The organism is Exiguobacterium sp. s34 (genome assembly GCF_018617435.1).
In the GTDB taxonomy this organism is placed as follows: Bacteria; Bacillota; Bacilli; order Exiguobacteriales; family Exiguobacteriaceae; genus Exiguobacterium; species Exiguobacterium aestuarii.
Window position 1 is genome coordinate 277,331 of record NZ_JACSKE010000002.1, and the last position, 26,962, is coordinate 304,292.

The window sequence follows — 26,962 nt, forward strand, 5'->3', positions numbered from 1 at the left end:
TATGTCATCTCAGAAAAGGTGGCTGTAGATGATCGAATTGCTTCCCCTATTGCCTATTATAAGAAAACGCTTACATTTTTTCAAGTATCAATTTCTTCTGATGTTTGTGTTTTTTCAACTAGACAGAGCCGTAAAAATTCGGCGACGTGCTCCGTATCATTCAAATTAATCCCAAGCATTGGATACAACTGGCGTGGCTCTTCTAATGCATGCAGATCAAGAAGGGCCGATTGACCGGTTTGCATACAAACGACTAACACCTTACCCATGAATTGGTGGGTATAGACGAAACCAAAATCATAGCGCGCAGCTTCCGTTTCAATCCCTGTAAATCGGACGCGACTCGTCTCAGATACGGTATATAATAATTCCTCATCAAATGCCATCAGGATTCCCTCCCTTCTCTCTTCACAAGTATTTTCCTTTATACTGTTCATATGAAACCTAGATGGGAGAGAAGAAGATATGAAAGTGGAATATGCCACCATGTCCAATCAAGAAGCACTCGCACAGTTAATGCACGAACTGTGGCCTGACGCACCGATTGAGGAATTGCGAATGGAAGTCAAACTCGGTCTCCTTTCAAAGAAGATGCATTATTTCATCGCATCCTCCGATACGAAAAACATCGGTTTTTGTCAGCTCAGTTTCAGACGGGATTACGTGCCAGGCGCTACGACGTCTCCTACCGCTTATGTGGAAGGACTTTATGTGCTTGAATCAGAGCGCCACAATGGTGTCGCCTCTCGCTTGATCGAAGCGGCGTCTACATTTGCGGTGAATCAAGGTTGCATCGAACTGGCTTCGGATACCGAACTTGAAAATGTGAACAGTCAACAGTTCCATGAGAAGATTGGATTTAAAGAAGTCGAACGTGTCGTTACCTACATGAAAAAGCTCTCTCACGAAACGTGAGAGAGCTTTTATGAGCATTCTTATTTAACGACGTGGATTGGCATGCCCATTGCGATTTCAGCAGCTTCCATTGCCATCTCACCGAGTGATGGGTGAGCGTGGATTGTAAGTGCGATATCTTCAGCAGTCATACCAGCCTCGATTGCGAGACCAAGCTCAGCGATCATATCTGATGCGCCAGTACCCGCGATTTGAGCACCGATCAAGAGACCGTCCTCTTTGCGTGTGATGAGCTTCATGAAGCCGTCTGGCTCGTCAAGTGCAAGTGCACGACCGTTCGCTGCGAATGGGAATTTCGAAACTGTGATTTCGAGTCCTTCTTCTTTTGCGAGTGGCTCTGTGTAACCAACAGTTGCGAGTTCAGGATCTGTGAAGACGACTGCAGGGATTGCAGAGTAGTCGAGGTAAGCTGGCTTACCTGCTGCTGCTTCTGCTGCGATTTTCGCTTCATAAGATGCTTTGTGTGCAAGTGGTGGTCCAGGAACGATATCACCAATTGCGTAGATGTTTTCGTTCGAAGTTTTGCACTGGTCATCGATTTCGATGATGCCACGGTCGCTGATTTTCACGTCCGCGTTCTCAAGACCGATGTCGCCTGTGTTTGGACGACGACCAACTGTGACGAGGACATAGTCCGCTTCAACAGATTGCTCTTCACCGTTCACTTCAAACTTAACAGTTACGCCGTCTTCCGTTTCTTCGACACCTTTAGCAAGTGCGTTCGTGTGGATTGTGACGTTCCCTTTTTGTTTGAGCTTCTTCTTAACGATTTGCGTCATTTGTGGTTCGAAACCAGACAAGATGTCGCTAGCGCCTTCTACAACGACAACTTCTGTATCGAAGTTAGCGTATGCAGTACCGAGCTCCATACCGATGTATCCACCGCCGATGACGACGAGTTTCTTCGGTACTTCAGGAAGTGCCAATGCGCCAGTTGAAGAAAGGACGCGTTTAGACCATTTGAACGATGGGATCTCGATTGGTGTAGAACCAGTCGCGACAATCGCTTTTTTGAATTTGTAAGGAGTTGAGCTGTCTTCAGTGATGACACGGACTGTGTCTTCAGAAGCGAAGAAAGCTTCACCTTGAACGATTTCAATCTTGTTTCCTTTAAGGAGACCTTTGACACCGCCAGTCAATTTGTTAACAACTGACTGTTTCCAGTCTTGAACTTTTGTGAAGTCCACTGACACGTTGTCAGACGAGATTCCCATTGAATCATGTCCTTTAGCGTGTTGGAAGTTGTGTCCTGCTGTGATCAAAGCTTTCGATGGGATACAACCGACGTTCAAGCAAACACCACCGAAGTTGCCTTTCTCAACGATTGTTACTTTCATTCCGAGCTGTGCGCCACGGATTGCGGCAACGTATCCACCAGGACCGGCACCGATGACAAGCAAATCAGTTTCTTGTGCGAATTCTCCTACTACCATGTTCTTATCCCTCCATCATTAGAAGTGCTGGGTCTTCGAGCAAGCGTTTCACCATGTTAAGAGCGTTTTGTGCAGTCGCACCGTCGATGAGGCGGTGGTCAAAGCTGAATGAAAGTGCAAGTACTGGCGCAGCAACGATTTCACCGTTCTTCACGACAGCTTTCTCAGCGATACGGCCGATACCGAGAATCGCAACTTCTGGGTGGTTGATGACAGGTGTGAACCATTGTCCACCAGCTGAACCGATGTTTGTGATTGTGATCGATCCGCCTTTCATGTCTTCCCCAGCGAGCTTGCCTTCACGAGCTTTACCTGCAAGTTCGTTAATGTTTGTAGCAAGTGCATAGATTGATTTACGGTCTGCATCTTTTACGACTGGTACAACGAGTCCGTTGTCCGTGTCAGCTGCAATCCCGATGTTGTAGTAGTTTTTGTAGACGATTTCTTCGTTCACGTCATCGATTGAAGCGTTGATTGTTGGGAATGCTTTCGCTGCAGCAGTCAATGCTTTCACGACGAATGGCAAGTACGTGAGTTTCACGCCTTGGTCAGCCGCGACTTGTTTGAAGTCTTTGCGGAGTGCGACGAGTTTTGTAACGTCGACTTCGTCCATGAGTGTAACGTGTGGTGCAGTGTGTTTCGAGTTAACCATAGCTTTCGAGATGGCTTTACGGATTCCACGGATTTTCTCACGTGTTTCAAGTTCTGGAGTCGCTGACTCGTAAGGCTTGATTTCCGTTTTCGCAGCGGCTGCTGGTGCTACAGAATCTGTTTTCTCTGTTGTAGCTTCTGCAGACGGTGCTTCGCCGTTCGCGAATGCATCGATGTCTTCTTTTAAGACGCGACCGTTGTCGCCAGAACCGTTCACTTCACGGATGTCGACACCTTTTTCACGTGCATATTTACGGACAGATGGCATTGCGATGACACGCTCAGATTTGTGAAGTTGAACGTCGCGTGGCGCGTCTTCTTTCACATCTTCTTTCACGTCTTCCGTTTTCTCTTCTGCTTTCGGTTGTTCAGGTGTTTCTTCTTCTTCACCTGCTGGTGCGTCGCCTTCGATGTCAAATGTAATGAGGACGTCGCCGACTACGGCAACTGTACCTTCAGAAACTTTAACCTCTTTGACTGTACCGTCTACTGGTGCTGGGATTTCAACGACTGCTTTGTCGTTTTGTACTTCTAAAAGAACATCGTCCTCTTTGACCGTATCCCCTGCTTTTACGAACCACTTGACGATTTCACCTTCGTGAATACCTTCACCGATATCTGGTAATTTAAATTCAAATACTGCCACTGGTTTTTCCTCCCATCAATTCATCATGTAAACACGACAAGGGAGAACACTCTCCCTCATCGTTTATTCGACACGATCTTAGAAGTTCACAACTTCCTTAACTTTTGCAACGACATCTTTATGGTCTGGTAACCACATGTCTTCACCTTGTGCGAATGCGAAGACTGTGTCTGGTGCAGTTACTCGAAGAACTGGTGCTTCGAGGTGAAGAATTGCGCGTTCTTGAATTTCAGTTACAACGTTCGCTGCGATACCTGCTTGACGTTGTGCTTCTTGAACGACGATCGCACGACCTGTTTTCTTAACAGATTCTACGATTGTGTCGATATCAAGCGGGCTCACTGTCATGAGGTCGATGACTTCAACGTTGATGTTTTCTTTTTCAAGCTCTTCCGCTGCTTTAAGTGAAGTGTGCACCATCGCACCGTAAGTGATGATTGAAACGTCTGTACCTTCACGTTTCACATCTGCTTTACCGAGTTCGATTGTGTAATCACCTTCAGGTACTTCGCCACGGAATGAACGATACAATTTCATGTGCTCGAGGAACACAACTGGGTCGTTGTCACGGATTGACGCGATCAACAAACCTTTTGCATCGTACGGAGTTGATGGAATAACAACTTTAAGACCAGGTGTCTGAGCCATCAAACCTTCAAGGCTATCCGCGTGAAGTTCAGGTGTCTTAACTCCACCACCAAATGGTGAACGGATTGTGATTGGTTGGCTGTAAGCGCCGCCTGAACGGTAACGCATACGTGCCATTTGAGCTGCGATTGAGTCGAATACTTCGAATACGAATCCGAAGAATTGAACTTCCATGATCGGACGGAATCCAGTAAGACCTAGACCGATTGCAAGACCACCAATCCCTGATTCAGCGAGTGGCGTGTCGAAGACACGGTCTTCGCCGAGCTCGTCTTGGAGACCTTCCGTTGCACGGAATACCCCACCGTTTTTACCAACGTCTTCTCCGAAGAGAAGTACTTTCTCGTCGCGTTTCATTTCAACGCGCATCGCATCAGTAATCGCTTGGATCATTGTCATTTGAGCCATAACTTACTTCGACTCCTTTGCAGTATATTCTTCAAGCTGTTCTTTCAAGTTTGAAGGAAGTTCTTCGAACATGTTGTTGATGAAGTCCGAAACTTTTTGTTTTGGTTCTTTGTCCGCTTGGCTGATTGCATCTTTCACGTCAGCTTTCGCTTGCTCGATCACTTCGTTCTCCATGTCTTCGTTCCAGAGTTTCTTGTTCTCAAGGAAGAGACGGAAACGTACGAGTGGATCTTTTTCTTGGTACTCTGTATCGAGTTCTTTTGTACGGTAACGTGTTGGGTCATCCCCAGCGAGCGTGTGTGGTCCGTAACGGTAAGTGAGTGACTCGATAAGTGTAGGTGTTCCTTCAAGTGCATCTACGCGAGCTTGTTGTGTCGCTGCAAGCACTGCAAGAACGTCCATTCCGTCTACTTGAATTCCGTTGATTCCAGCTGCAACAGCTTTTTGCGCGATCGTTTTAGCTGCTGTTTGCTTTTCAACTGGTGTTGAAATAGCGAAGCGGTTGTTTTGAACGACGAAGATTGCTGGTGATTTGAATGCACCTGCAAAGTTCAATCCTTCGTAGAAGTCACCTTGTGATGAGCCACCGTCACCTGTGTAAGTAATAGCGACATTTTTGTTGCCATTGCGTTTGAGGCCCATAGCCACACCCGCAGTTTGAATGATTTGTGCACCGATGATGATTTGCGGCATCAATACGTTGACACCTTCAGGGATGCGGTTTCCTGCCACGTGTCCACGTGAGAACAAGAACGCTTGATAAAGCGGAAGTCCGTGGAATACGAGTTGTGGAATATCACGGTATCCTGGAAGAATCCAGTCCTCTTTGTCGAGCGCGTATTGCGTCCCGATCATCGTCGCTTCTTGACCTGCCACTGGCGCGTAGAATCCTAGGCGTCCTTGACGGTTAAGTGAGATGGCGCGTTGGTCCCAGATTCGAGTATAGACCATGCGGCGCATGAGTTCCTGAAGTTGCTCGTCCGTTAGGTCAGGCATTGCGTCTTGGTTGACGACCTCACCCTTCTCGTCGAGAATACGGAACGTTTGGAAGTTTTCTTCCACGTTTTGAAGTACCTGAACGTTGTTCATTCGTTTCACCTCATCCTTTCAACTATGAGACAATTGTCTTTTTTGTGATCAAACACTATCTCAAATCTTACGTGTATCTGTCCAAAAAAGCAATCTGTATTAACGTAATTCAGGAAAGTTATGCTCTCCTGCCGTTTCCTAGTTAGTATAAAACGGGTTGTTATAATAACGCAAAAAATATGCTTACTGAAATAAAACGCTTACATTCAAGGCATATGACATTCATTTTGTCTCTGTATCATTTTCGTTTCACCTTCTGTACCATCCACATTCCTTCCTGTTTAAATATGATATAATCAATCATATACGTTTTACAGAAAGGAAGTTGCATATGTTAACGATGAAAGACGTGATTCGCGAAGGAGACGAGCGACTCCGCGCGCGCTCAACCGAAGTACCGATTCCGCCAACTACAGAAGATTTGGCGTTACTCGACGAGATGGAGACGTTCCTCGTCAATAGTCAAGACCCAGAGATGAGCGAAAAATACGAGTTACGAGGTGGAGTTGGCATTGCCGCGCCACAACTCGGTGTGAACCGTCGTTTCTTCACAGTCTTGCTACAAGAAGAGGAAGAAACGTTTAAGCTTTCCATCTTCAACCCTAAAATCACAAGCCATTCCGTTGAACAAACGTTTTTAAATGGTGGGGAAGGCTGCTTGTCGGTCGACCGCGTGGTCAAAGGAAACGTACCTCGTTTTCGTCGAATTACATTAGAAGGGTTCGATCGAGACGGACAGCCAATCAAGATGCGTCTCCGCGGAATGCGTGCCATCGTGTGTCAACATGAGCTCGATCATTTGGACGGCATTTTATTTTATGACCGCATCAATACATCGAACCCGTTAGACACTTACGGCGAACCGATTTAACATGTTTAGCTCGAGAAAAAGGGCACTGTTGTTACTATTCCCATTTTTATTTCTTTTAATCGGCGGATGTGTGCGCATCAATTACGATGCGACCGTTCACTACGATCAATCTGTTTCACTCGAAACCACATACGCTTTCCGTGACCATCCGGTGATGAAGTTGCTCAATCTAAGGCTCGACTGGGATACGTGGAAAGAACAGGCAGAAGACAACGGGTACGAAACCGAAGATTATTCGAGTGCCGATGACTATGAAGGCATGGTCTTGAAAAAGACGTTTCGCAATGTGGATGAGTTGCAAGGAATTAAAGAAGAGTGGAAAACGGGACCAGCCGGTATTTTAGTCCCACCAGACATTCAGTTCGATATCGAACAGCGAGACGGCATCTGGTTCGACTCCTATACGATGCAGACGAACCTCGACCTCAGACTAGACCAGGTTGACTTACCGGGTGTCGAACTGTCGGGTTCACCAAAGAAATTAGCTGAACGATATATCCGGCAAGCCGATATCCGCTTTAATTTGACCGTTCCGACCGGCGTGTTCGTGGAAGACGGGACCGGTCTCGACCTTCGCTCCATGAAACATGTCGAATGGCAAGTGTACGGCGGTCGCCAAAATAATTTGAAACTCGTCGCCCACGTCCCGAATATTAAAGCATGGGTGATCACCATCGTCGTGTTCGTGGCAGCGATCATTTTAGGGTATTTCATTTGGCGTAAGTATAGACGGAACGTCGGTAACCCTAGGGAAACATCGATTCGCTCACGACTGTTAGGATTATTGATTGTCTCGCTCTCGCTCGTACTGATTGTCGGTACATTCCGACAAGAATTGGCGAATGAGCGGCAATCCGAGGCGATTCGCCAAGCGTCACAAACGAACGAATTCATTCCGACGTTCGCGGTACACGGTTTGCTTGGGACCGACCGAACCTTCTTGCGCTTCTCACAAGCGATGGAACAGAGCGGTCAAGCGACTGACGGTGCCCTTTGTACGGTGACTGTGAAGGGAAAAACTGACTGTGAAATTTATGACTATAGCTCGAATCGCCCAATCGTTCGAATCGAGTTCGAGGATGCAGAGGCTTCATTGAACAATCAAACGAAATGGTTGAATTCAGCTATCGAGACGTACAAGAAATCGAGAAATCGTTCATTCGACCGCATGTATATTCTCGGTCACAGTATGGGTGGTGTTGCCGCTGCCAACTATATCCTGAACCAGGAGACATATATCATCGATAAATTCGTCACGTTCGACAGTCCATTTGGTGGCACTCGGCTCGCAAACTTCGGGCTGTCCGCCAGTAATTTTGGAATCAATACCGGGAGCCCTGCCATTCGGGACTTGTCCCCGAATTCGGACGGCTTACAGGCGTTCCAATCAAAACTTGAGACGTGGCCACGTTCCGTACAAGTGCTCTCCTTCTCCGGACGAGGCGGTGAGTTCAATCTAATTGAGCCATCTAGTTCTCTGATACTCGAAGAATATACGAATAACATTCAGACAGAGACCGTCCCGTACGATCACTTCTCGCTTCACCGTAAAAGCGATGTCTTGAAAGAGACCGGGAAGTTTTTGTACGAATATACGAACGAGTTTAATCCAATCGAAACGAATTGACGCCAAAACAGCTATCCTCATGTTGAGGATAGCTGTTTGTTTAATACGTCATCGTCCACGTTACTTTTTGAAGCCAGTACATCACGTACTTGCCGAGTGGTAGATCGGTTTGAATCTCATCATATGCGACCGTGTACGTTCCGTCCTCATTGTTCCATAAGCGATTAAAATAATCATCAACTTCATTAAAGAAAGCTGTATCGACTTCACCTTTCACTTCGACGTCTGCTTCAAGGTTGTAATCGTTCATATTCCGAGTCGTATAGTTCCCTGACCCTAACACGACCGTCTTCTCGTCTCCGTCCACATATAAGATTTTCGGATGATATTGTTCCTTGCCGACGTCATACCATCGAATCTCGATTTGTTCAGGATTGACGGTATTCAGTTCTGCCGTCACCGGTAAATTCGGCAAGCCCGATTTCGAGCGACCGAACGCGTTCGTGTTTGGATCGAGAATCAGATTCACGGTCACGCCTCGACCTGCGGCATCCTCGATCGCTTGGATAATGTTTCGGTCAGCCAAATAGAACATCCCGATCCAAATCGTATCGCCGTCCTCCGCTCCATTCATCGCATCGAGCACTGATTCTTGAATCTTCCCTTCCGTGACGTAACGAATTTCCATCGGTGCCTCAGTCGGTGCACGCTCGATGCTAGATAGTGCCTCGTCGTCCGGGAAGCGTCGGGCATCCCCTTTCGAGAACGTTGCGACCGCTTGCTCGCCTTCTACAACCTCTTTTAAAATCGGTCCTTTTAAATGGACCCCGACGTTCGAATGATATCCACTAGCATCATGTGGATTCGCCGATAACACGAACCCCTCATTTTCTGTCACCATCACCTTCCGATGGTTCGCTTTAATGTTTAATAGTCTCAAATAGGCACGAACGGTGATGTCTGGTGCCGACGAGGCCATCGGGTTTGGCAACCATCCATCCTGACTATCGCCGAACCATTGGATCGCCATCCGATAAAATGTGGAATATAAAATGTTTGGGTCACGCAGCGCGTCGAGGTTCGTGTACACGACTTCTACCCCCGCCTCCTCAAGCACATCGAAATGGTCGGAAACGTGTCCGTTATACGTTGTATTGATATCGTCTGTAATAAAGACGACCTTCAAGTCTGGGTAACGCTCCATTTGTTCAAGCAACGCCGAGGACAATCGTGATGTAATATCCGGATATTGCCGATCTTCGTTGGAATAAGGGTTAAATAAGAAAAAGTCCATAACGATATATTCTTCGGCTTCCCGAATCGCCCGCTCGACTTCGTTAAAAATTTCTTGCTCGACAATCTCCGTATCCTCCCCTTGGTATGTCAAATCATGAAGAAAATCAATCTGATCATCCGAAATGAGATAAGGTTCTGATTGTCGTGATACGCCATCCGGTAACGGTTTGACCTGGTGATACACGAGTGTGATGAGGAAAACGACAGCAATGATGGCCGCAATCCACTTAAACCACCCTATTTTTCCTTTCCCCTTAGCCATAAACTCTCCTCCTTTACAGTTCAAAAAACGAGCTGTAGTCACCTACAGCCCGTTAGATCATACTTCCATAATAATCGGCAGGACCATCGGGTGTCTCCGCGTCTTTTGTGCCAAATACGGTGTGAGCGTATCGGATACGAGTTGCTTCATCTCCGACCACTTCATCTGTTTATTTGACAACCCTTGTTCGACGGTTTTCTTCAATAGACGTTCGCCGTCACGAATCAAGCTACCTGATTCACGCATATAGACGAAACCACGTGAGATGATATCTGGTCCTGAAACGAGTTTGCGTGTCTTGCCATCGATACTGATGACGACGACGACGAGTCCATCTTCAGAAAGGATACGACGATCCCTTAGTACAATATTCCCGATATCGCCAATTCCATTCCCATCAATGTAGACGGCGTTCGCAGAAATTTTACCAGTGACAGCAGCCGACTCAGAGTCGACGGCAAGCACTTCCCCGTTATCCATGACGAAGCTATTTTCTTTTGGAATGCCGACCGATTCAGCGAGTTCAGCATGTTTCTTCAACATACGATACTCTCCGTGGATCGGCATAAAGAATTTCGGATTGAGAAGGCGAATCATCAACAATTGCTCTTGTTGCGAACCGTGTCCTGACGTGTGAATGTTCGTCAACTTCCCGTAAACGACGTCAGCCCCCGCTTTATACAATTGGTCAATCGTCTTCCCGACCGAGATAGCGTTCCCCGGAATCGGAGAAGATGAGAAGATGACCGTATCTCCAGGAATGATCGACACTTGACGGTGTGTCCCGTTGGCGATTCGACTAAGCGCTGCCATCGGTTCACCTTGTGAGCCGGTACAAAGAATGGCGATCTCATTCGGGTCATAGTGACGCATTTGATTCGCTTCAATGATCATCCCTTTTGGAACGTTGATGAATCCGAGTTCTTGCCCAATCGTCATGACCTTCTCCATCGAACGACCAAAGATCATGAGATGACGTCCTGTTTCGGCACACGCATCGACGACTTGTTGTAATCGATAAATGTTTGAAGCGAACGTTGCGAAAATGATTCGACCATCCGCTTTACGGAACGTCTCGCTAATCGTTCCGCCGACGACGCTCTCACTCATCGTGAAGCCTTCGACTTCCGCATTTGTCGAGTCAGACAAGAGACAGAGCACACCTTCTTTTCCAATCTCCGCCATCTTCGCGAGGTCAGCCGGTTCACCGACTGGAGTGAAGTCGAACTTGAAGTCACCTGTATGGACGATGTTCCCTTGTGGTGTTTTCACGACGACACCGAGTGAGTTCGGAATCGAGTGTGTCGTCCGGAAGAAGGAAATACTCGTCTTCCGGAACTTGATGAGTGAATCCTCATCAATTTCATGGAGTTCCGCCTCACGCAACAATCCATGTTCCTCGAGTTTTACTTTAATCAAACCGAGCGCAAGTTTCGTAGCGTAAATCGGTAACTGGACTTGCTTGAGTAAGAATGGAATCCCCCCGATATGGTCTTCGTGACCGTGCGTGATGAATACCCCTTTTACTTTGTCCTTGTTTTTAATCAAATACGAGTAATCTGGAATCACATAGTCAATCCCAAGCAAGTCATCCTCTGGGAACATGATTCCCGCATCGATGACGATGATTTCATCTTGGAATTGAACAACGTATGTGTTCTTCCCGATTTCTCCTAGTCCGCCTAATGCGAACACGGCTGTTTGGTGGTTCTTAACAAACTTCATTTAATCTCTCCTTACTTCAATTATTAATACATCTATGTGAAACATAAGTGATTCTCGAATATGTCCGTAAGATTCTTTTTTCATTATAGCTCATATCATGGCAATATTTCACTAACGATGTGATATTCGTGGTAGTTTCCCTATTTCGTGTTATCCTTTTAGTAGGTTTGAAAAACATATTTTTTAGACAAAGAGAAAGAATGGTGAATCACATGGAAGATCAAAAAGTTGTTTTTTTCGACATTGACGGCACGCTCTTACATGAAGGCAGCTATATTCCACCTTCGACGATTTCAGCAATTCGAGCGCTGCGCGAAAACGGTGTCGAGACGTTTATCGCAACGGGGCGAGGACCGGCGATGTTATCGGACATCCCAGCGCGCGTTGGAATCGATAGCTTCGTTTGTTACAACGGCCAAATCGTCGTGCATCAAGGTGAGATCGTGTATCGCAACACGCTATCTAAAGATGCGCTCGGTCGTTTGACGACTCACGCCACTTCGAACGACCATACTCTCGTCTATCTCGGACAAGACCGTGGAGGTGCTTCTAAACCGGATGACGCCATCGTCAAACAATCGCTTGGAGAGCTCGATATGCCGATCCCTCGTTATGAACCAAACTTCCACGCGGAAGAAGACGTGTATCAGACGCTCCTTTACTGCACACCTGAAGACGAGCATCACTATCTCGATGCCTATCATGAGTTTGACTTCATCCGCTGGCATCCGCATGCGATGGACGTCATTAACAAAGGCGCCAGCAAAGCTGACGGCATTCGTCACTTTATCGAAGCGAACGGCTATCGTCTCGAGAATACGTATGCGTTCGGAGACGCGTTGAACGACTTGGCTATGCTCCAGTATGTAGGTACAGGCATTGCCATGGGAAATGCACGTTCTGAAGCGAAGGACGTTGCGGACTTCGTCACGAAATCAATCCTTGAAGATGGAATCGAATACGGATTGAAAGCGATGAAGTTAATCTAAAAAAAGACCTGCTTGAGTCAAACCGCCGAGTTGGATCAATCGATTCAACGATCACGGTATCGCTCAAGAGGTCTTTTTGTTTTTACTTCGAGCGTAACGTTCGCTCGAGCCGGTCTAGATCGGTATCTTTCCCGATGATAATTAAAATATCTTCCGATAAGATCATCTCATCTGCCTGCGGAGAAATGAGGACATCATCATCACGACGAATCGCGACAATGTTGACTCCGTACTTCGCCCGTAAGTCCAAATCGATGAGTGATTTATTCGATAGCTTGTCTGATGCTTTGATTTCGACAATCGAATGCTCATTTGATAACTCTAGATAATCCAAAATGCTCTGGCTCATCAATCCGTTTGCGATTCGAACACCCATATCACGTTCCGGGTGGACGATGTTATCCGCACCGATGCGACGGAGAACTTTTTCATGGTAATCGTTCGTCGCTTTGACGGTGATGATTTGGACGCCAAGTTCCTTTAAAATCAACGTCGTTAAAATCGAAGCTTGAATGTTTTCACCGATGGCGACGATGACGTGTTCAAAGTTACGAATCCCCAAACTCTTCAACACATTTTCATCTGTCGTATCCGCGATAACCGCATGAGTTGCCAGCCCCATAAACTCATTGACGCGTTCTTCGTCTGAATCGATGGCGAGGACGTCATATCCGTTTGAAGACAATTCACGGACGATCGACCCACCAAACCGTCCTAATCCAATGACTGCAAATTCACCTGTCATGATGCTACATCCCTTTCCTACACCTGTTCTCTTCTTGATTCTTCGTTCAGTGTAACTGATTCCCTTTCAAAACTCTACATAAAAAACAAAGACGGGATCTCCTTATATGAAGGAAACCCCATCTTTCAAATCACGCTTTTCCGCTCGAACGTTTCCCGCGCACATAATCGTTGTCAAACAGGAACAAACGGAGTAACAAATAGAGGGCCGGAACGAGAAGGAGCAATCCTAAGATGAACACGATGACGAGTGCCACCGCCATCGACTCGTTGACGACGCTTCCGTTGATATCGATGTACGGATACAAGATATACGGTAAGTGTGAATATCCGTAGCCGAACCACGCCATAAAGAATTGTCCCATGACCATCAAGAAGGCAATCCCATAGTTTCGCTTCATATAGACGAATGAGACGGCAATCACGAAGAAAAGGAAGCTCATCGCGAACCACCACCAGTTCCCTCCGAGAATGCTCTCATAATGCCAAGCTGCCTGCGACTTCAAACCGAAGAAGACGAGACCTGAAGCGATGATCGTCGGAACGCTCCAGAAGAGCGCCCATTTTCTGACGAGTTCGATCGCACCTTGATCGCGCGCCTTGTCCGCATAGAACAAGAGGAACATTGCGCTAATATACAACACTGAGACAATCGCTAAAATAACGACCGTCCACGAGTAAAAGTTCGTGAACAATTTCGCCCCATCGAAGAAGACGCCATTCTCGGTTTCAGTGATGAACCCACCTTGGCTGACCGTCAATACTGTCGACATCGAAGCCGGGATGAGTAATCCCGTGGCCCCGTATAGAAACATATATAGCGTACTTTCTTTCGACCCGTAGTTGGCGAACGCGTAAAAACTACCGCGAATCGCAAGTAAGATCAACACGACTGACGCTGGAACGAGTAGAGCCGTTCCATAATAGTAGGCCGTATCCGGAAAGAATCCGACAATCCCGACGAAGAAGAAGACGAAAAACACGTTCGTCACTTCCCACGTCGGTGACAAATACCGTTTGACGAGACGGTTCACTAAGTGGTCCCGTTTCGTATAACGGCTATAGAATGCGAAGAAGCCAGCACCGAAGTCAATCGATGCGACGATGAGGTAGCCGTACAAGAACGTCCATAAGACGGCAATCCCTAACTCTTGAATTTGCATGTCATACCCTCCGATCACACATCATCCGCAAACATCGCTTCACCACGATGTTCGGATTGTTTTAGTTCTTTCCCTACTGGGTTCTCTTTGAACAGACGTGATAGTACGACTACCGTGACTGTTCCGAGTACCGCGTAGAGGATCGCGAAAGCGACAAGCATCCAACCGACATTCGCCGACGTCGTAGCTGCTTCACTCGTACGCATCAATTCATAAAGCGCCCACGGTTGGCGACCAAATTCAGCGAAGAACCAACCGAATTCGATGGCTGCCATAGCAAGCGGTCCACCGGCTGCAATCGCAAAGAGCATCGGTTTACTGAACTGGTTCAAACGTTTAATATAACGCCCTAATACGAATAGGAAGGAGATGAGTGCGAGAAGCATCCCAATCCCGACCATCGCATCAAACAAGTAGTGAACAAAGAGCGGTGGTTGGTCTTCTTTAGCAAATTCATCGAGACCCGTCACTTCATAGTTCGGGACACCACCGGCGAGAATGGAGAGCGCGTAAGGAATTTTCAATGCGCCTCGGACTTCATATCCGCCTTCTCCGTCATCTTCTAACCAACCACCGAGAATCAATTCTGCCTCGGAGGAGGTTTCAAAATGCCATTCTGCTGCTGCTAATTTATCTGGTTGATACTGAGCCAAATATTTACCTGAGAAATCTCCGACGAGTGCTGTCGCGATCGCAAAAATCAAAGCAACTGTCATCGTCAAACGAAGACCTTTTTTGTGATACTCAATCGACATCTTGTCAAGTTGATTACGACGCTGACGCAACAATTGTACGGCTGCGATCGCAGCTAAGATGAACGCAGATGTTAAAATCGCAGATGTCAGTACGTGTGCCATCTTCGTCGGCATAGCCGGACTGAACATCGCCTCAAGCGGACTGACGTTCGCCAAACGACCGTCTACGATATCGAACCCTACAGGTTGGTTCATAAAGCTGTTTACTGTTGTGATGAAGAACCCAGAGAACAATGCACCGACCGCGACTGGAATCCCGACCAGCATATGGTGCCATGGATTTTTAAAACGATCCCACGTGTACAAGTAAATCCCGAGGAAGATCGCTTCAAAGAAGAACGCGAACGTCTCCATGAATAGCGGGAGTGCAATTGTTTGACCCGCAACGCGCATCAAGTTCGGCCATAATAATGAAAGTTGTAGACCGATTGCCGTACCCGTTACAACCCCGACCGCAACCGTCACGACATAACCGCGTGACCACCGGCGAGCCATAAGGGTATATTTCGGGTCTTTTTTACGAATCCCTAAAAATTCTGCCAATAAGATTAAAAGTGGAACCCCGACGCCGAGTGTGGCAAAAATCACATGAAAACCTAACGTGAGTGCCGTCAATGCTCGACTCATCAGGACAGGATCTTGAAACATCTATTGATTACCTCCTATCTCTCTCTATCGCTTCGAACCCATGTATGAAACGACAATCACAGATGAATACCCTTCGATACTTACATCATAATGATTTTATATTGCGCTGTAATGTCTCAATGCTCGAGTTCGCAAAATGTTCACATTTGAGCAATCGCCACAAAATCGTCGCTTTACATGCATCTTTCTTTCCCCTTTTCTCCCTCGTTCACTCTTTTTCGGGCACACTAAAAGCGGTCGCAACTGCGACCGCTCACGTCATTGAATCATGACTGTACGGAAATAATGGTCGAACAATTCGATGGCCACTTCAATCGCCCGTTCATCCGGGTTGAGTGTTGATTGATGGAGACCTGATCCCATATCGTTCACACCGAGCCAAACCATGAACCCCGGAACTTGCTTCAGCATATAACCGAAGTCTTCACCTGTCATGGCAGGGACACACGTCTTATACGAATATCCCACTTCTTCGACCGCTTCTTCGAATTGATAGAGGTAGCGCTCATCATTGACGACCTCATGATAGCGATTGCCGAATTCCAGGTCGATTTGAACGTTATATGTCATTTCGACACCGGCGATGATTTGACGAATCCGACTCTCGAGTACGACCATCTCCTTGTCAGACAGCGCGCGGACCGTCCCATCTAATTTGGCCGTATCGGCGATGATATTTTCTTTTGTTCCAGCCGCGACTTTCCCGATACTGACGACTGCACTGCCCATCGGATCAATGTTCCGTGACACGATTGTTTGCAGTTGCATGATGAGGGCGGCTTGGACGATGACGGCATCGATTCCTGCGTGTGGGAAGGCACCGTGCCCTCCTTTTCCATGAATCGTAATATGCAGTTCGCGTGCACTCGCGAATAATACGCCTGGTCTAGAGGCCACCATCCCAACCGGATATTCCGGTGCGACGTGTAATCCGAATAAGGCGTCCGGACGAAAGTGATAGAACAATTCAGATTTCGCCATCGGTTCTGCCCCGCCCGGCCCTTCTTCAGCAGGTTGAAAGAAGACGACAAGATGGTGATTGAACGGGACTTCGACCGCCCGCTTAATCAATCCGAGCGCAATGGACATATGAACGTCATGACCACATGCATGCATCATCCCTTCATGAATCGATGCAAATTCTAAACCCGTCTCCTCGGTAATCGGCAGCCCATCCATGTCGGCGCGATACCCAATCGTTTTCTCACCGACAAGACCGTCTACGCGGACGAAGAGACCCGTCCGCCAATGGGTGATATGAACACGTGGCGAATCAAGCGAACGGATCAATTGCTCGAGTGTCGCTTGTGTTTTGAATTCCTCATATCCTGCTTCTGGAATTAAATGCAGTTGTCTTCTTGCTTCGATTGCCCAATTCATCATTCAGTCTCCTTCGTAACTTCTTCAACAATGTCCCAAAATGCTTGAACTTGTGCCAATTCTAACATCGATTCTGTCGACAGCATCCAAGTGTCCCGAACGAGCGGCACGCCGCCTGACGAGGTTAACGGAATCTTATTCATCTCATTGACATCTTTGATGGTGGACTCCGGTAAAATCGCAAAGCCGATTCCGTGCAATGCCATCTGTTTGCATGTCTCAATCTGGTCGACGACGAGAGTAGTGAGCGGCGGGCTTGAAAAGCGCTCCTGCCACCATTCTAATATTTCCTGGTAATATGTCGAGTCACTCTTAAATTGAATGAACGAGCGCTCGTTATTTTTGAGTTGGGCGAGGTCTGTCATTTTCAAATCGACCAAGTGCAGGGAGTCAGAGAACAGCTTCATACGCTCCCCGCGCCAATCCGGATTCCCCCGAATGATACCGATATGAAAATTCTCTTCGAGCATGTAACGCATCATCTCACTCGACCATCCAGTGACCAATTTGACTCGGACGGACGGATAACGCTCCACGAACGTCTTTAACACTTTCGGGAGCCAGTACTGCCCCATGATGGAAGCGACCGCAATTTTTAACGTCCCATATACTTCCCCTGGATTCGCGGTCAACTCGCTTCGTAGTTCTTGTTCCTCACTGTACATTTTTTTAGCGAACTCGATGATTTTTTCCCCATCTGGCGTCAAGGCAAGACCACGAGTCGAACGGACAAAGATCTTTTTCCCCCATTGATGTTCGATGGTCACGAGCCGTTGACTAAGCGCCGGCTGGGAAACGAATAATCGTTCCGCCGCTTTACGCATATTCAATTCTTCTGCAAGGATAATCAACACTTCTACTTCCGATACTTGCATGACGTCACCTGTTTCTCTATCGTTTGAAAGATTGTATACTGAATAAGTATTTGTTTCAATGTATCATATCATGTTTATCAATCAATTTGAGTGTTAGGAGGAAATCTGATGCAACGCCATCATTTCGCCTTTATCGTCGCCACCGTCGCGACGCTCGGCAGCCTATATTTTTCTGAAGTCATGCTCTTCTTACCATGTAAACTATGTTGGTTTCAACGCATCTTTATGTATCCACTTGCCATCTACTACTTGACGATCATGCTGACCGTCCGTGACGTGAATCGATTATTCGTCGGCATCATGGCCGGTGCCGGATGGTGTATCAGTCTCTATCACGTCATTCTAGAGCGAATTCCGAACGGAGATGCCTTCTGCACGAATGACTGCCTCATTCGCTGGGTGAACTACTTCGGCTTCGTCACGATTCCGCTACTCAGCTTCATCGCATTCACATGTATTTTGATGATTCAATTCGTCCCATTCAAAAAGGCGTGAGACGCAAAAAAGGAGAAGCCGTCATCATGACAGCCTCTCCTTTTTTTATTGCCACCACTCGTCGTATAGAGAAGCAGGCATATGATGTTTGTGACGTGAACGTTTGAAAATCGTCTCGATTCGCTCTGCAATCACTGGGTCGACAGACTTACCTTCTAAATAGTCATCGAGCTGATCATACGTCATACCGAGTGCCACTTCGTCAGGAAGTCCCGGGCGACCATCTTCAAGGTCTGCTGTCGGGACTTTATAAATGACACGCTCATGTGCTTCTAGTTCATGAAGCAAAGCCTTCCCTTGACGTTTGTTTAGACCAGTCAACGGCGTGAGGTCACATGCCCCATCCCCATGCTTCGTGTAAAACCCTGTCACATATTCGGCTGCATGATCCGTACCGACAACGAGGGCGCCGAACGTCGCTGCGATATCATACTGTGCTTTCATTCGCTCACGTGCCTTCGTGTTCCCTTTATGGAAGTCACTCAATTCCAACCCTGTCGCTTGGCGGAACGCTTCTACCGATGCATCGACGGCAGGTTTGATATTGACCGTGAGCGACTTGTCCGGGCGAATGAACTCAAGGGCGAGTTGCGCATCGTCTTCGTCATGTTGTTCACCATACGGTAACCTTACCGCGTAAAACGTATAGTCTAAAGCTTCTTCTGCGCGAAGTTCTTCCATGGCGAGCTGACATAGTTTCCCTGCCAAACTTGAGTCTTGACCTCCCGAAATTCCGAGTACAAGACCTTTAGCGCCCGCACGTTTCACATACGCTTTTAAGAAATCGATTCGTTGACGAATCTCTGCTTTCGGATCGATGGTCGGCTTGACATGTGTTGATTCGATAATATGTTGTTGCATGAATGACCCTCCCATAATTCTCTCATTTCGTTTTATTGTCTGATAATTCACAAACCCCGTCAACTAGCGACACAAAAAAGAAAGACGGAAACATTCGTTTCCGTCTCGCGATTATTGAATTTGGAATGACGTGACGTCCCCACCGATTGGCGTCAATTCGAGGAATAGTTTTTGTCCTTCAGCTGGCGCTTCATCGAGCAACACACCAAACGTGAAGCTCCCCCCCGTCACTTCGGCAGCACCTTGTGCGTACAGGTTATGGCCGTCTGACACAGACCACTCAAACTCCACTTCTTCCGTGAAGCCACTGACTTGAATCATCGTACCATTCACATCGATCTTAACATCGCGGAACGCACCATCTGTTTGCGGTTCAGATGAAGGTGTTTCTTCCGGCGTTTCTGTAGTGTCCTCTTCTGGCTCTTCTACAGCTCGTTCAACAGTGAAAGAGGTCTCATCCGTCACAGCAATCTCTGGTGCCCCGTCGACTTGACCGAGCCCAATCACTTCGACCGAATATTCACCAGCCTCTAGTTCTAACGGGAATACTTCATCAAATACCTTTTGTTCATCCGCTTCCCATGTCTCTTCGATAATCGATTCTGTGAACATATACTCGCTACCATAATCAAACACAGTTTCGTCACCTTGTTTAACAATCAATTGAAAGCGTTGTGACGAGTTAAACGTCACGTTCGCTGCTTCTTCATTCGGGTTCGCCATTTTGACAGTTGCTGATAATGTATTAGCTGACGCATCATATGCGACTTCGGTGTCAAGTGTTAATGGAGCTGGTGGTTCGGACGAATCACTATTCACTTGACTCGGTTTCGCCTCTTCTTTTCCACATCCTGCTACGACTAGTATGATTGCCGTCACAACGGCGAGTAACCAAGTTTTTTTCATGGATCCCACTCTCCTCAACAAAATAAAAAACGTCTATAGCACTAGTGTATACAAAGTGCAGACGTTTGTAATGATTTTCCTTATATTATTTACCTTTTTTACGAAACTTTAGCTTGTTCCATGTACTGTTGCCAACCGGTCATGAACAACGAATCAGCGATATCGAGATCAGACCGGACTTGCGCCGAAATGGAGAACGTCTCACTATGCATCGATTCGAACGTGACGACCATCGTTTCTCCTACCACTTCTTTATAAGCTACAAGTTCAGGCGTTTCTGCAAACAACATCATAAGTATGGCTCCTTTGTTCATCTGTGATAAACCTAGTGTACCAATCTGAAACCAAGATGCAGGTCCTATCGTTCGACAGGGAAATCGTGACGTTTTACCTATTGTCGAAACGCTTACATCAAATGTTAGTCAAATGGTGAAATGTGCATAAATAATATTGAAAAAGAGAGGAAATCCGCCTTACGGACGCCTCTCTCTCCCTAAAAATGTAAATGAAATTGATTCACCACATGTCGAACGAAATGTTACTTCGTACGGTTCGAAATTTGTTGCCACACTGTTCCAAGTGCCGTTTCTCCGCTTGTGATGCGCTCTTTCGCAAGGCGAGCTTGTAAAGAAACTTCAAATTCACGGTCTTGTTCGGCAACCGTTAGAGCCGATACAGCACGTTCGTCCCCACAATCAAATAAGAAACGGGCTGCACGCCAACGGACAAGTTTATTCTTATCTTTTAATGCCTCGATCATCGAAGGTTGAGATTGAGGTAACGCCCAATCCGAGACCGTATCCCCAGCCGTACGTCGCACAATAGGAGAAGCGTCGACGAGCGCTTGTTCAATATATGTGACATATTCCTCACGCCGTTCTTCAAACATCCCGATCATGACGACAGCTTGACGGCGAATCGCCATTACGGAGTCTTCGAGTGCGCGACGGAAATAGACCATGTTCTCGTCTCGGATGTCCAATTCATCCAAGAAAGCCATCCGGTCTTTCCAATTGTCAGATTGCAAGTGGTTCGCGTTTGCCTCGAAATCAGCCTCGCGCCCAAACGCTCGTGCCACGATGCGCTCAAGGCGCTCCTGTGGATATGCAGCTTCTAATTCTTCTTGCGCGACGACACTGACTTCATCTAATTCACCATAGCGTGGGGCTTGTTCGACCCAGCGCCGATCTTGAATGACATTCTTCACTTGTGCCTGAACTTCCATCGCAGCATCAACGAACCGTTTCGACAATCCGATTCGTTTTTCTTCGTCTCCTTTGACGAGTTTCAACTGCATCGGGACGTCTAGCACGAACTGGACAGACACATGAACCGGTTCATAGTCCGTGTCCATCTGTGCGGATTCGACTTCTTCGACTTGTTCACCGAACGCTCGTCGGATTTCATTCATCACGTCATGCCAGTCATGTTTCGGATGACGCTCGACGGCAAGAAAATCAGATACAGCGTAAACCGATTTTACGCCTCGAAGGCCAACGATTTCTTGAATGATCGCTGGAGCATCGGTACTCGCTTTGTCATACGTTGTCCCTCTTCCTTCAAACGGAGGGTCCACAATAATTTTCAAGTTATTCGGACTTGGAGTTGGTTCGATTGCTACTAGTTTCATCCTCATCACCTCACTCTTCATCGTGACGAAAATGACAAAAAAACGCAAGCGAGTCGCTTGCGTTTAATCACCCATTTATTCTTTTTTAGAACAACGCGATAAACTGTTGGAGCGAGTACGTGACCCCATCCACAGTAAATGTGTCATCCTCTGAAATCGGTTCAAGGAAGAAACGTTTTTCACCATTCTCTTTTACGTAACCAAAAATATGATTGGATTGATAGAACAATTCAACAATCGTCATCCGACCAAACGTCATACCATCGTTCATTACCGCCCGATCACCTAATTCGCCGCCATTGTACAGTTCGATGTAAGTTTCCATTTTGGTGTCGCTCCTCTTGTGTTTGTTTTCACAATTCATTTCTATCAAACAAAAAGGGCGACTTCAAGTTAATTTTTTGCGTTACGCTTCCAAAAATCAATCCATTTACGATACTCAGATAATGTTTTGTTAATTTGATGAATCGATTTCTCATCATGTAATCCAGTCTCATCAATCTTCTCTTTACAATGCGTGATGAAAATTTCATTTCCTGGTAAAACATTTGCACGATTTGTGGCAAATACTTGTCGGAGATGAATTTGACATCTTGCCGTACCGAGTATGCCCGGCGAAGCACCCGCAATCATGACGGGCTTTTCTCGGAGTGGGGTCCCCGGCTCGAGTGAGAGCCAGTCGATTGCATTCTTTAGTACGCCTGGAATGCTATGGTTATATTCAGGTGTGACGATCAATATTCCATCAGCTTCTCGGACGGCTTGCTTCAAAGCGGCTACAACTTCTGGCTCATCCGGATCGATTAAATCGTCGTTAAATAACGGAAGTTCGATGGAAACGACATCGATGTCAAAATCAACTTGAGCCAGCTCAATAATCGAATGTAAAAGTGCTGTATTGAAAGATTGTTTACGAAGACTACCCGACATCGCGATTAATTTATACTTTTCCATGCTCCACCTCCTGCATCCACTGATTCACAATTTTCGCTTCTTCTTCGGGGGCCTCCATCATTCCCATGTGGCTATAAGATACAACGGCTTTCTTGTGACGATCCGCACCTAAAAACGCCCGTGTCTCGTCCATATTCGGATCTTTCTCCCCATAAATGAATAAGCCAGGGAGTTCAGTCGCTAAAACGGTTCCCACTTCATCTTCACGGTCACGAATTGCTCGTTGTGCATTCACAATACCTTCCACAGACATCTCATATCCAATCTCAATCGACTGTTGAATAAGTGTTGGATCGGAATCATCCGAGAAAACGTTCGGAATCATCCCATCAATAAATGGCTTCACACCCTCTTCGATGACTTTGTTGATTGCCCCGTTCCGTTTTTCTTTCGCTTCTTCTGTATCAGAGGCGGCAGTTGAATGAAGCAATCCAAATCCGGATAATTCTTCACCGTAGCGACGTACGAGATTGGTCGTCACGTATCCTCCGAAGGAATGTCCGAGGACGAACGGTTTTTCAAGATTGCGAAGTCGAATCTCTTCGATGACCCAGTCTGCGAACTGGTCCATCGTCTCTGGTCCGACTTCTGTCCCTGCATGACCCGGCAGTGTGAGGGCATGGACTTCTGCATTCAATAACGGTTCCATTCGTTCAAAATACTTTGGCGAACCGCACAATCCGTGTATCAATACGAGTTCCTTCATATCATCAAATGCTCCTTTTCTTCCCATTCTGTTTTGAGTAGTCGATACATTGTTAAATCCATGAATCGACCATGGCTATATGCATAATCATGTAATAAGCCCTCTTCTATAAATCCAAGTTTTTGTACGAGGCGATTCGAACCCTCATTCCCTGGTGCAACCAAGGCGGAGATGCGATGAAACTTGAACTCTTCAAATCCATGTTGGATGACAGCAGTCGCCGCTTCGAAAGCCACCCCTTGTCTCCAATAATGGGGGGAGACTTCAAAACCGATTTCAGCCCGGTAATATTGAGGCGTCCAATTATGAAATCCGATTGTCCCGACTAACTCGTTTGTCAATCGATCACAAATGGCCCAGCGAATCGCTTTTCCTTGTTGAAATTGATCTTTGAAGTATGCGATGACATTTTTCGCCTCATAGACTGCAAGCAACGGGTCCGACCCGTAATATCGCATTACTTCTTCAGTCGATAAAATGGTATAAAGTGCTCTAGCATCACGCGGTTCTAGCTCTCGCAGGATAAACCGGGGCGTAGCGAGCTCAGGAAAACTACGTTTTAATCCCCACATGTGGAACCCGCCTTTCCTATTCGTTTCCTCAAGTATACTTCTCTTTTCCCAAATGTATCGAACTCAACCCTCTCGAACCGTCTCAAGATAGCGGAAATCATGTGTTTTTGCTACTATGAATGTAGTATGTCAAACTGAGGGGATACCATATGTCAAAACAACTCTTTTATTTAAAACAAGACCGAGATGTTCAGCGCTTTACGCTACATGGGGTTACGTTAGCTGATGTGACAGAGGCACTTTCTGTCACGAGACCGATGATTATTTGTCGAACCGATATTAAAGGAATGAGACAATCTTCTAGGTCACGATTCCGATATATCGAAGCGCATGAGCTCTCTTCATTCTCGTCTAAGTATTTAAATAACCAGACGACATTCACTGCAATTGATTTCCCGGACTACAACACGCTTGAGACGTTGTCCGATCATGAAATCGCAGAGATCCTATTTTTAAGTCATATGGAGCGTGGTATCAAGAAACCGTTTTTGGATTCGCTTGATAACGAGATTGTGTTCTTCAATGAAGCAAACGATCGCCATAGTAGTCTCTACATCCGCGATTGGTCGACAATCAATCGTTTCGTTCAAAATATGTTGCAAAGCAAGCTAGACCGCGATATCCGAAACATTAGTTTCGTCCCAATCCCGCTTCCTGTCATCGATGAGCTGCTCGATTTGGCACCTCAAGGACTGATCATCGATTTTGATCACACGAAACGAAGTCTGTTCAATCGCCAAATCGTCATTTCCTTCTATGTGGCCGGTCGTTATGAAGATATGTCCGTCCTCGAAGAAGACTTTGACGCCAAAAAGGAATCAATCGCGCTGAAAGGACAGTTGTTGTACCGTCGTCGTACATGGCACATTGAACGGTTATAAGGTCATGGATGTATAGAACGCAATCGAACCTCTGAAAATGAGGTTCTTTTTTGTTATTTTCAGCCCGATTGTTTCAAGTCAATTCCCTTCAAGAATGGGTGTGAACGCTATTCTTAAAAATTGATAACAAATTGTCTTAATTTTTTGTTAAATTAACACTTTTCTTTTTCGGACAAGGCGTTATACTAGGAATAACCTTCTGGAGGAATGGAAGGCAATATAGAGAAAGCGAGGTGAAAATCTATTCATCACGCGGATGGATAGATACACGAAATGGAACAACTGAAAGTACAAGGAGTCTCTTCGTTCACCAAGTTTGCGACGAATGGAAAAATGCTGAAACTTAAAGATGCTCACGCAGGAGAACAACGCATTTCACTTCAGGATGCGACTGACATTCAAGTCTCTCTGCTCGACGAGGACCATTCGCGCTTCACTATATTTGGTCATGCCCACCCACTTGTGGAGCTGACCCTTCCTCACAACTCTTGTGAAGTCCTCTATGCATGGTTACTCCACAAGATGAAACGACAAAAAATTAAACTCGCTTCAAATGCGTAAAAAAATGAGGTCTTGTCTCCGTGTGGGAGAAAGACCTCATTTTCTATATTATGAGAACAATGAAACAAGCCAACTGACCAAAATACCAACAAGGGCAAAGTCAGAGTCCCCGAATGTCGTACTCTCAAATCCGAGATTCCCCAAGAGTGGCAAGAGGAGAGCCGGTAAGAAACTGATTAATACACCGTTGGCAATCGATCCAAGAATCGCTCCGCGACGTCCACCGGTAGCATTCCCGAATACCCCTGCCGTCGCCCCTGTAAAGAAGTGTGGGACAAGGCCTGGTACAATGACAGCCAGACCGAATAACGGGAGAAGAAACATCGAGAATAGCCCAGCTGCAAAACTCGCTAAAAATCCGATGATGACCGCATTCGGCGCAAACGGGAAGACGGTCGGACAATCTAGCGCAGGTTTTGCGTTCGGTACCATCTTGTCGGCAATCCCTTTGAAGGCCGGTACAATTTCTGCAATCAACATCCGTACACCAGCAAGGACGATATATACCCCTGCAGCAAAGGTGATCGCTTGAATGATAGAGAAGACGATGTAGTTTGATCCATCTGACAATTCCGTTTCAACAAACGCTGGTCCGGCAAAGATAGCTACCACCACAAATAACAGGGTCATCGTCAACGAAACGGCAACGGATGTGTCCCGTAGAAACCCAAGTTGTTTTGGTACTTGAATTTGCTCCGTCGAGTGCTCCTTGTTTCCGGCATATTTCCCAATCGTTCCAGATATAAAGTAACCGAGTGAACCAAAGTGTCCGACTGCAAAATCGTCTGACCCCGTAATTTGACGAACGAACGGTTGAAGAAGAGCAGGGAACAAGACCATGCATAATCCGAGCAATACCGATCCGATGATGATCAAGAGCGTACCTTCGAGACCAGAGACGGAAAGAATGGCTGCGAGTAAACTCGCCATGAATAACGTATGGTGACCCGTCAAGAAGATGTATTTAAATGGTGTGATGCGAGCCAAAACGATATTCATAACCATCCCGAACACCATGATCATTGCTGTTTCAACACCGAATGCATCTTGTGCAACTGCAACAATCGCTTCATTGTTTGGGATGACGCCACGAATACTGAACGCCTCGTCGAACATTTGTCCGAAAATGTCGAGGGCCGCAATGATCACACCGGCCCCCGCTCCAATAATCACGAACCCCATGATTGTCTTCAGCGTACCAGAGACGATGGAAGCAATGTCTTTTTTCTGTAAAACGAGCCCGATTAATGCGAACAATCCGACCAGTATGGCAGGTGTCCCCAATATATCTCGCATAATCAAATCAAGCATAAGCGCTCCCCCTTTACGGT

The 26,962-nt window shown here is 46.6% G+C and carries 28 protein-coding genes; 7 read left to right on the forward strand and 21 right to left on the reverse strand.

The features are described from left to right. Positions 1-80: 80 nt before the first annotated feature. Entirely contained in the window at positions 81-386 is a 306-nt protein-coding gene (locus KNO87_RS05060) for a DUF3055 domain-containing protein (RefSeq protein WP_214794206.1), read from the reverse strand. Positions 387-465: 79 nt separating this feature from the next. On the opposite strand from KNO87_RS05060, the gene aac(6') reads away from it, so the two are divergent. After that, the gene (gene aac(6'), locus KNO87_RS05065) at positions 466-915 is read left to right on the forward strand and encodes an aminoglycoside 6'-N-acetyltransferase (RefSeq protein WP_214794208.1); all 450 of its coding nucleotides are present in this window, start codon (positions 466-468) and stop codon (positions 913-915) included. Positions 916-935: 20 nt separating this feature from the next. Here aac(6') and lpdA read toward each other — a convergent pair whose 3' ends face one another. From lpdA to pdhA, 4 genes are all read right to left on the reverse strand, one after another. Then, on the reverse strand, positions 936-2,348 hold the full coding sequence (gene lpdA, locus KNO87_RS05070; protein WP_074034989.1) for a dihydrolipoyl dehydrogenase: 1,413 nt from the start codon (positions 2,346-2,348) through the stop codon (positions 936-938). A gap of 4 nt (positions 2,349-2,352) precedes the next feature. Beyond that, the gene (locus KNO87_RS05075) at positions 2,353-3,645 is read right to left on the reverse strand and encodes a dihydrolipoamide acetyltransferase family protein (RefSeq protein ID WP_214794210.1); all 1,293 of its coding nucleotides are present in this window, start codon (positions 3,643-3,645) and stop codon (positions 2,353-2,355) included. A 78-nt stretch (positions 3,646-3,723) separates the two neighbouring features. After that, complete coding sequence (locus tag KNO87_RS05080) at positions 3,724-4,701, reverse strand: alpha-ketoacid dehydrogenase subunit beta (protein WP_074034993.1); 978 nt, start codon at positions 4,699-4,701, stop codon at positions 3,724-3,726. A 3-nt stretch (positions 4,702-4,704) separates the two neighbouring features. Continuing rightward, positions 4,705-5,790, reverse strand: coding sequence for a pyruvate dehydrogenase (acetyl-transferring) E1 component subunit alpha (gene pdhA / locus KNO87_RS05085; RefSeq protein WP_214789099.1), 1,086 nt, complete (start codon positions 5,788-5,790; stop codon positions 4,705-4,707). 331 nt (positions 5,791-6,121) lie between these two features. Between pdhA and def the strand changes: the two genes are divergently transcribed. Next, entirely contained in the window at positions 6,122-6,661 is a 540-nt protein-coding gene (def, locus tag KNO87_RS05090) for a peptide deformylase (protein WP_214794212.1), read from the forward strand. A 1-nt stretch (position 6,662) separates the two neighbouring features. Further along, positions 6,663-8,288, forward strand: coding sequence for an alpha/beta hydrolase (locus tag KNO87_RS05095; protein WP_214794214.1), 1,626 nt, complete (start codon positions 6,663-6,665; stop codon positions 8,286-8,288). Positions 8,289-8,328: 40 nt separating this feature from the next. Here KNO87_RS05095 and KNO87_RS05100 read toward each other — a convergent pair whose 3' ends face one another. Together KNO87_RS05100 and rnjA are read right to left on the reverse strand one after the other, a co-directional pair. Further along, positions 8,329-9,786 carry a phospholipase D family protein gene (locus tag KNO87_RS05100; RefSeq protein WP_214794216.1) on the reverse strand — a complete coding sequence of 486 codons (1,458 nt, stop codon included), beginning with the start codon at positions 9,784-9,786 and terminating at the stop codon, positions 8,329-8,331. Between the two features lie 57 nt (positions 9,787-9,843). After that, positions 9,844-11,511, reverse strand: coding sequence for a ribonuclease J1 (gene rnjA, locus KNO87_RS05105; RefSeq protein ID WP_015881254.1), 1,668 nt, complete (start codon positions 11,509-11,511; stop codon positions 9,844-9,846). A gap of 212 nt (positions 11,512-11,723) precedes the next feature. Here rnjA and KNO87_RS05110 point away from each other — a divergent pair, with 212 nt between their 5' ends. Next, a complete protein-coding gene (locus KNO87_RS05110; protein WP_251126751.1) occupies positions 11,724-12,500 on the forward strand; it encodes a Cof-type HAD-IIB family hydrolase in 777 nt (258 codons plus the stop codon). 82 nt (positions 12,501-12,582) lie between these two features. On the opposite strand, the gene KNO87_RS05115 is transcribed toward KNO87_RS05110, so the two are convergent. The 5 genes from KNO87_RS05115 to KNO87_RS05135 form a co-directional block, all read right to left on the reverse strand. Further along, positions 12,583-13,245 carry a potassium channel family protein gene (locus KNO87_RS05115; protein ID WP_214695570.1) on the reverse strand — a complete coding sequence of 221 codons (663 nt, stop codon included), beginning with the start codon at positions 13,243-13,245 and terminating at the stop codon, positions 12,583-12,585. A gap of 130 nt (positions 13,246-13,375) precedes the next feature. After that, complete coding sequence (locus KNO87_RS05120; RefSeq protein WP_214794220.1) at positions 13,376-14,407, reverse strand: cytochrome d ubiquinol oxidase subunit II; 1,032 nt, start codon at positions 14,405-14,407, stop codon at positions 13,376-13,378. A gap of 14 nt (positions 14,408-14,421) precedes the next feature. Beyond that, entirely contained in the window at positions 14,422-15,810 is a 1,389-nt protein-coding gene (locus KNO87_RS05125; RefSeq protein WP_214794222.1) for a cytochrome ubiquinol oxidase subunit I, read from the reverse strand. Between the two features lie 258 nt (positions 15,811-16,068). Then, a complete protein-coding gene (locus KNO87_RS05130) occupies positions 16,069-17,190 on the reverse strand; it encodes an N-acetyldiaminopimelate deacetylase (RefSeq protein ID WP_074035009.1) in 1,122 nt (373 codons plus the stop codon). Continuing rightward, positions 17,190-18,065: a transcriptional regulator CcpC gene (locus tag KNO87_RS05135; protein WP_214789121.1), complete on the reverse strand. Its 876-nt coding sequence runs from the start codon at positions 18,063-18,065 to the stop codon at positions 17,190-17,192. Before KNO87_RS05135 ends, KNO87_RS05130 begins: the two co-directional genes overlap by 1 nt. A 108-nt stretch (positions 18,066-18,173) precedes the next feature. Here KNO87_RS05135 and KNO87_RS05140 point away from each other — a divergent pair, with 108 nt between their 5' ends. Next, complete coding sequence (locus KNO87_RS05140) at positions 18,174-18,560, forward strand: disulfide bond formation protein B (RefSeq protein WP_214794225.1); 387 nt, start codon at positions 18,174-18,176, stop codon at positions 18,558-18,560. A gap of 45 nt (positions 18,561-18,605) precedes the next feature. Here KNO87_RS05140 and nadE read toward each other — a convergent pair whose 3' ends face one another. From nadE to KNO87_RS05180, 8 genes are all read right to left on the reverse strand, one after another. After that, complete coding sequence (gene nadE, locus KNO87_RS05145) at positions 18,606-19,421, reverse strand: ammonia-dependent NAD(+) synthetase (protein WP_214789128.1); 816 nt, start codon at positions 19,419-19,421, stop codon at positions 18,606-18,608. A gap of 111 nt (positions 19,422-19,532) precedes the next feature. Then, a complete protein-coding gene (locus tag KNO87_RS05150) occupies positions 19,533-20,327 on the reverse strand; it encodes a BsuPI-related putative proteinase inhibitor (protein ID WP_214794227.1) in 795 nt (264 codons plus the stop codon). Positions 20,328-20,425: 98 nt separating this feature from the next. Further along, positions 20,426-20,620, reverse strand: a complete 195-nt coding sequence (locus tag KNO87_RS05155) for a hypothetical protein (protein ID WP_214695545.1) — start codon at positions 20,618-20,620, stop codon at positions 20,426-20,428. Between the two features lie 245 nt (positions 20,621-20,865). Then, positions 20,866-21,957: a virulence factor gene (locus KNO87_RS05160; RefSeq protein ID WP_214794229.1), complete on the reverse strand. Its 1,092-nt coding sequence runs from the start codon at positions 21,955-21,957 to the stop codon at positions 20,866-20,868. 85 nt (positions 21,958-22,042) lie between these two features. Then, positions 22,043-22,282, reverse strand: coding sequence for a hypothetical protein (locus KNO87_RS05165; protein ID WP_214789140.1), 240 nt, complete (start codon positions 22,280-22,282; stop codon positions 22,043-22,045). 68 nt (positions 22,283-22,350) lie between these two features. Next, on the reverse strand, positions 22,351-22,911 hold the full coding sequence (locus tag KNO87_RS05170; protein WP_214794232.1) for an NADPH-dependent FMN reductase: 561 nt from the start codon (positions 22,909-22,911) through the stop codon (positions 22,351-22,353). After that, positions 22,898-23,617, reverse strand: a complete 720-nt coding sequence (locus tag KNO87_RS05175) for an alpha/beta fold hydrolase (protein WP_214794234.1) — start codon at positions 23,615-23,617, stop codon at positions 22,898-22,900. The genes KNO87_RS05170 and KNO87_RS05175 overlap by 14 nt, the downstream gene beginning before the upstream one ends. Then, positions 23,614-24,189: a GNAT family N-acetyltransferase gene (locus KNO87_RS05180; protein ID WP_214789149.1), complete on the reverse strand. Its 576-nt coding sequence runs from the start codon at positions 24,187-24,189 to the stop codon at positions 23,614-23,616. The genes KNO87_RS05175 and KNO87_RS05180 overlap by 4 nt, the downstream gene beginning before the upstream one ends. 149 nt (positions 24,190-24,338) lie before the next feature. On the opposite strand from KNO87_RS05180, the gene KNO87_RS05185 reads away from it, so the two are divergent. Continuing rightward, complete coding sequence (locus KNO87_RS05185; protein ID WP_214789152.1) at positions 24,339-25,070, forward strand: hypothetical protein; 732 nt, start codon at positions 24,339-24,341, stop codon at positions 25,068-25,070. 273 nt (positions 25,071-25,343) lie between these two features. Then, the gene (locus KNO87_RS05190) at positions 25,344-25,631 is read left to right on the forward strand and encodes a hypothetical protein (protein WP_015881237.1); all 288 of its coding nucleotides are present in this window, start codon (positions 25,344-25,346) and stop codon (positions 25,629-25,631) included. Between the two features lie 48 nt (positions 25,632-25,679). On the opposite strand, the gene KNO87_RS05195 is transcribed toward KNO87_RS05190, so the two are convergent. After that, on the reverse strand, positions 25,680-26,942 hold the full coding sequence (locus KNO87_RS05195) for a PTS ascorbate transporter subunit IIC (protein WP_214789155.1): 1,263 nt from the start codon (positions 26,940-26,942) through the stop codon (positions 25,680-25,682). Positions 26,943-26,962 lie beyond the last annotated feature (20 nt).

What these genes read in the sequence shown, in the direction of transcription:
- KNO87_RS05185 (WP_214789152.1), top strand. Translation starts at nt 24,339, where the DNA reads ATGTCAAAACAACTCTTTTATTTAAAACAAGACCGAGATGTTCAGCGC.
- KNO87_RS05100 (WP_214794216.1), bottom strand. Translation starts at nt 9,786, where the DNA reads ATGGCTAAGGGGAAAGGAAAAATAGGGTGGTTTAAGTGGATTGCGGCC.
- KNO87_RS05080 (WP_074034993.1), bottom strand. Translation starts at nt 4,701, where the DNA reads ATGGCTCAAATGACAATGATCCAAGCGATTACTGATGCGATGCGCGTT.
- KNO87_RS05195 (WP_214789155.1), bottom strand. Translation starts at nt 26,942, where the DNA reads ATGCTTGATTTGATTATGCGAGATATATTGGGGACACCTGCCATACTG.
- KNO87_RS05120 (WP_214794220.1), bottom strand. Translation starts at nt 14,407, where the DNA reads ATGCAAATTCAAGAGTTAGGGATTGCCGTCTTATGGACGTTCTTGTAC.
- KNO87_RS05175 (WP_214794234.1), bottom strand. Translation starts at nt 23,617, where the DNA reads ATGAAGGAACTCGTATTGATACACGGATTGTGCGGTTCGCCAAAGTAT.
- KNO87_RS05130 (WP_074035009.1), bottom strand. Translation starts at nt 17,190, where the DNA reads ATGAATTGGGCAATCGAAGCAAGAAGACAACTGCATTTAATTCCAGAA.
- def (WP_214794212.1), top strand. Translation starts at nt 6,122, where the DNA reads ATGTTAACGATGAAAGACGTGATTCGCGAAGGAGACGAGCGACTCCGC.
- KNO87_RS05110 (WP_251126751.1), top strand. Translation starts at nt 11,724, where the DNA reads ATGGAAGATCAAAAAGTTGTTTTTTTCGACATTGACGGCACGCTCTTA.
- KNO87_RS05180 (WP_214789149.1), bottom strand. Translation starts at nt 24,189, where the DNA reads ATGTGGGGATTAAAACGTAGTTTTCCTGAGCTCGCTACGCCCCGGTTT.
- KNO87_RS05160 (WP_214794229.1), bottom strand. Translation starts at nt 21,957, where the DNA reads ATGAAACTAGTAGCAATCGAACCAACTCCAAGTCCGAATAACTTGAAA.
- pdhA (WP_214789099.1), bottom strand. Translation starts at nt 5,790, where the DNA reads ATGAACAACGTTCAGGTACTTCAAAACGTGGAAGAAAACTTCCAAACG.
- nadE (WP_214789128.1), bottom strand. Translation starts at nt 19,421, where the DNA reads ATGCAACAACATATTATCGAATCAACACATGTCAAGCCGACCATCGAT.
- KNO87_RS05125 (WP_214794222.1), bottom strand. Translation starts at nt 15,810, where the DNA reads ATGTTTCAAGATCCTGTCCTGATGAGTCGAGCATTGACGGCACTCACG.
- KNO87_RS05060 (WP_214794206.1), bottom strand. Translation starts at nt 386, where the DNA reads ATGGCATTTGATGAGGAATTATTATATACCGTATCTGAGACGAGTCGC.
- KNO87_RS05140 (WP_214794225.1), top strand. Translation starts at nt 18,174, where the DNA reads ATGCAACGCCATCATTTCGCCTTTATCGTCGCCACCGTCGCGACGCTC.
- KNO87_RS05190 (WP_015881237.1), top strand. Translation starts at nt 25,344, where the DNA reads ATGGAACAACTGAAAGTACAAGGAGTCTCTTCGTTCACCAAGTTTGCG.
- KNO87_RS05115 (WP_214695570.1), bottom strand. Translation starts at nt 13,245, where the DNA reads ATGACAGGTGAATTTGCAGTCATTGGATTAGGACGGTTTGGTGGGTCG.
- KNO87_RS05095 (WP_214794214.1), top strand. Translation starts at nt 6,663, where the DNA reads ATGTTTAGCTCGAGAAAAAGGGCACTGTTGTTACTATTCCCATTTTTA.
- KNO87_RS05170 (WP_214794232.1), bottom strand. Translation starts at nt 22,911, where the DNA reads ATGGAAAAGTATAAATTAATCGCGATGTCGGGTAGTCTTCGTAAACAA.
- rnjA (WP_015881254.1), bottom strand. Translation starts at nt 11,511, where the DNA reads ATGAAGTTTGTTAAGAACCACCAAACAGCCGTGTTCGCATTAGGCGGA.
- KNO87_RS05135 (WP_214789121.1), bottom strand. Translation starts at nt 18,065, where the DNA reads ATGCAAGTATCGGAAGTAGAAGTGTTGATTATCCTTGCAGAAGAATTG.
- lpdA (WP_074034989.1), bottom strand. Translation starts at nt 2,348, where the DNA reads ATGGTAGTAGGAGAATTCGCACAAGAAACTGATTTGCTTGTCATCGGT.
- KNO87_RS05165 (WP_214789140.1), bottom strand. Translation starts at nt 22,282, where the DNA reads ATGGAAACTTACATCGAACTGTACAATGGCGGCGAATTAGGTGATCGG.
- KNO87_RS05150 (WP_214794227.1), bottom strand. Translation starts at nt 20,327, where the DNA reads ATGAAAAAAACTTGGTTACTCGCCGTTGTGACGGCAATCATACTAGTC.
- KNO87_RS05155 (WP_214695545.1), bottom strand. Translation starts at nt 20,620, where the DNA reads ATGATGTTGTTTGCAGAAACGCCTGAACTTGTAGCTTATAAAGAAGTG.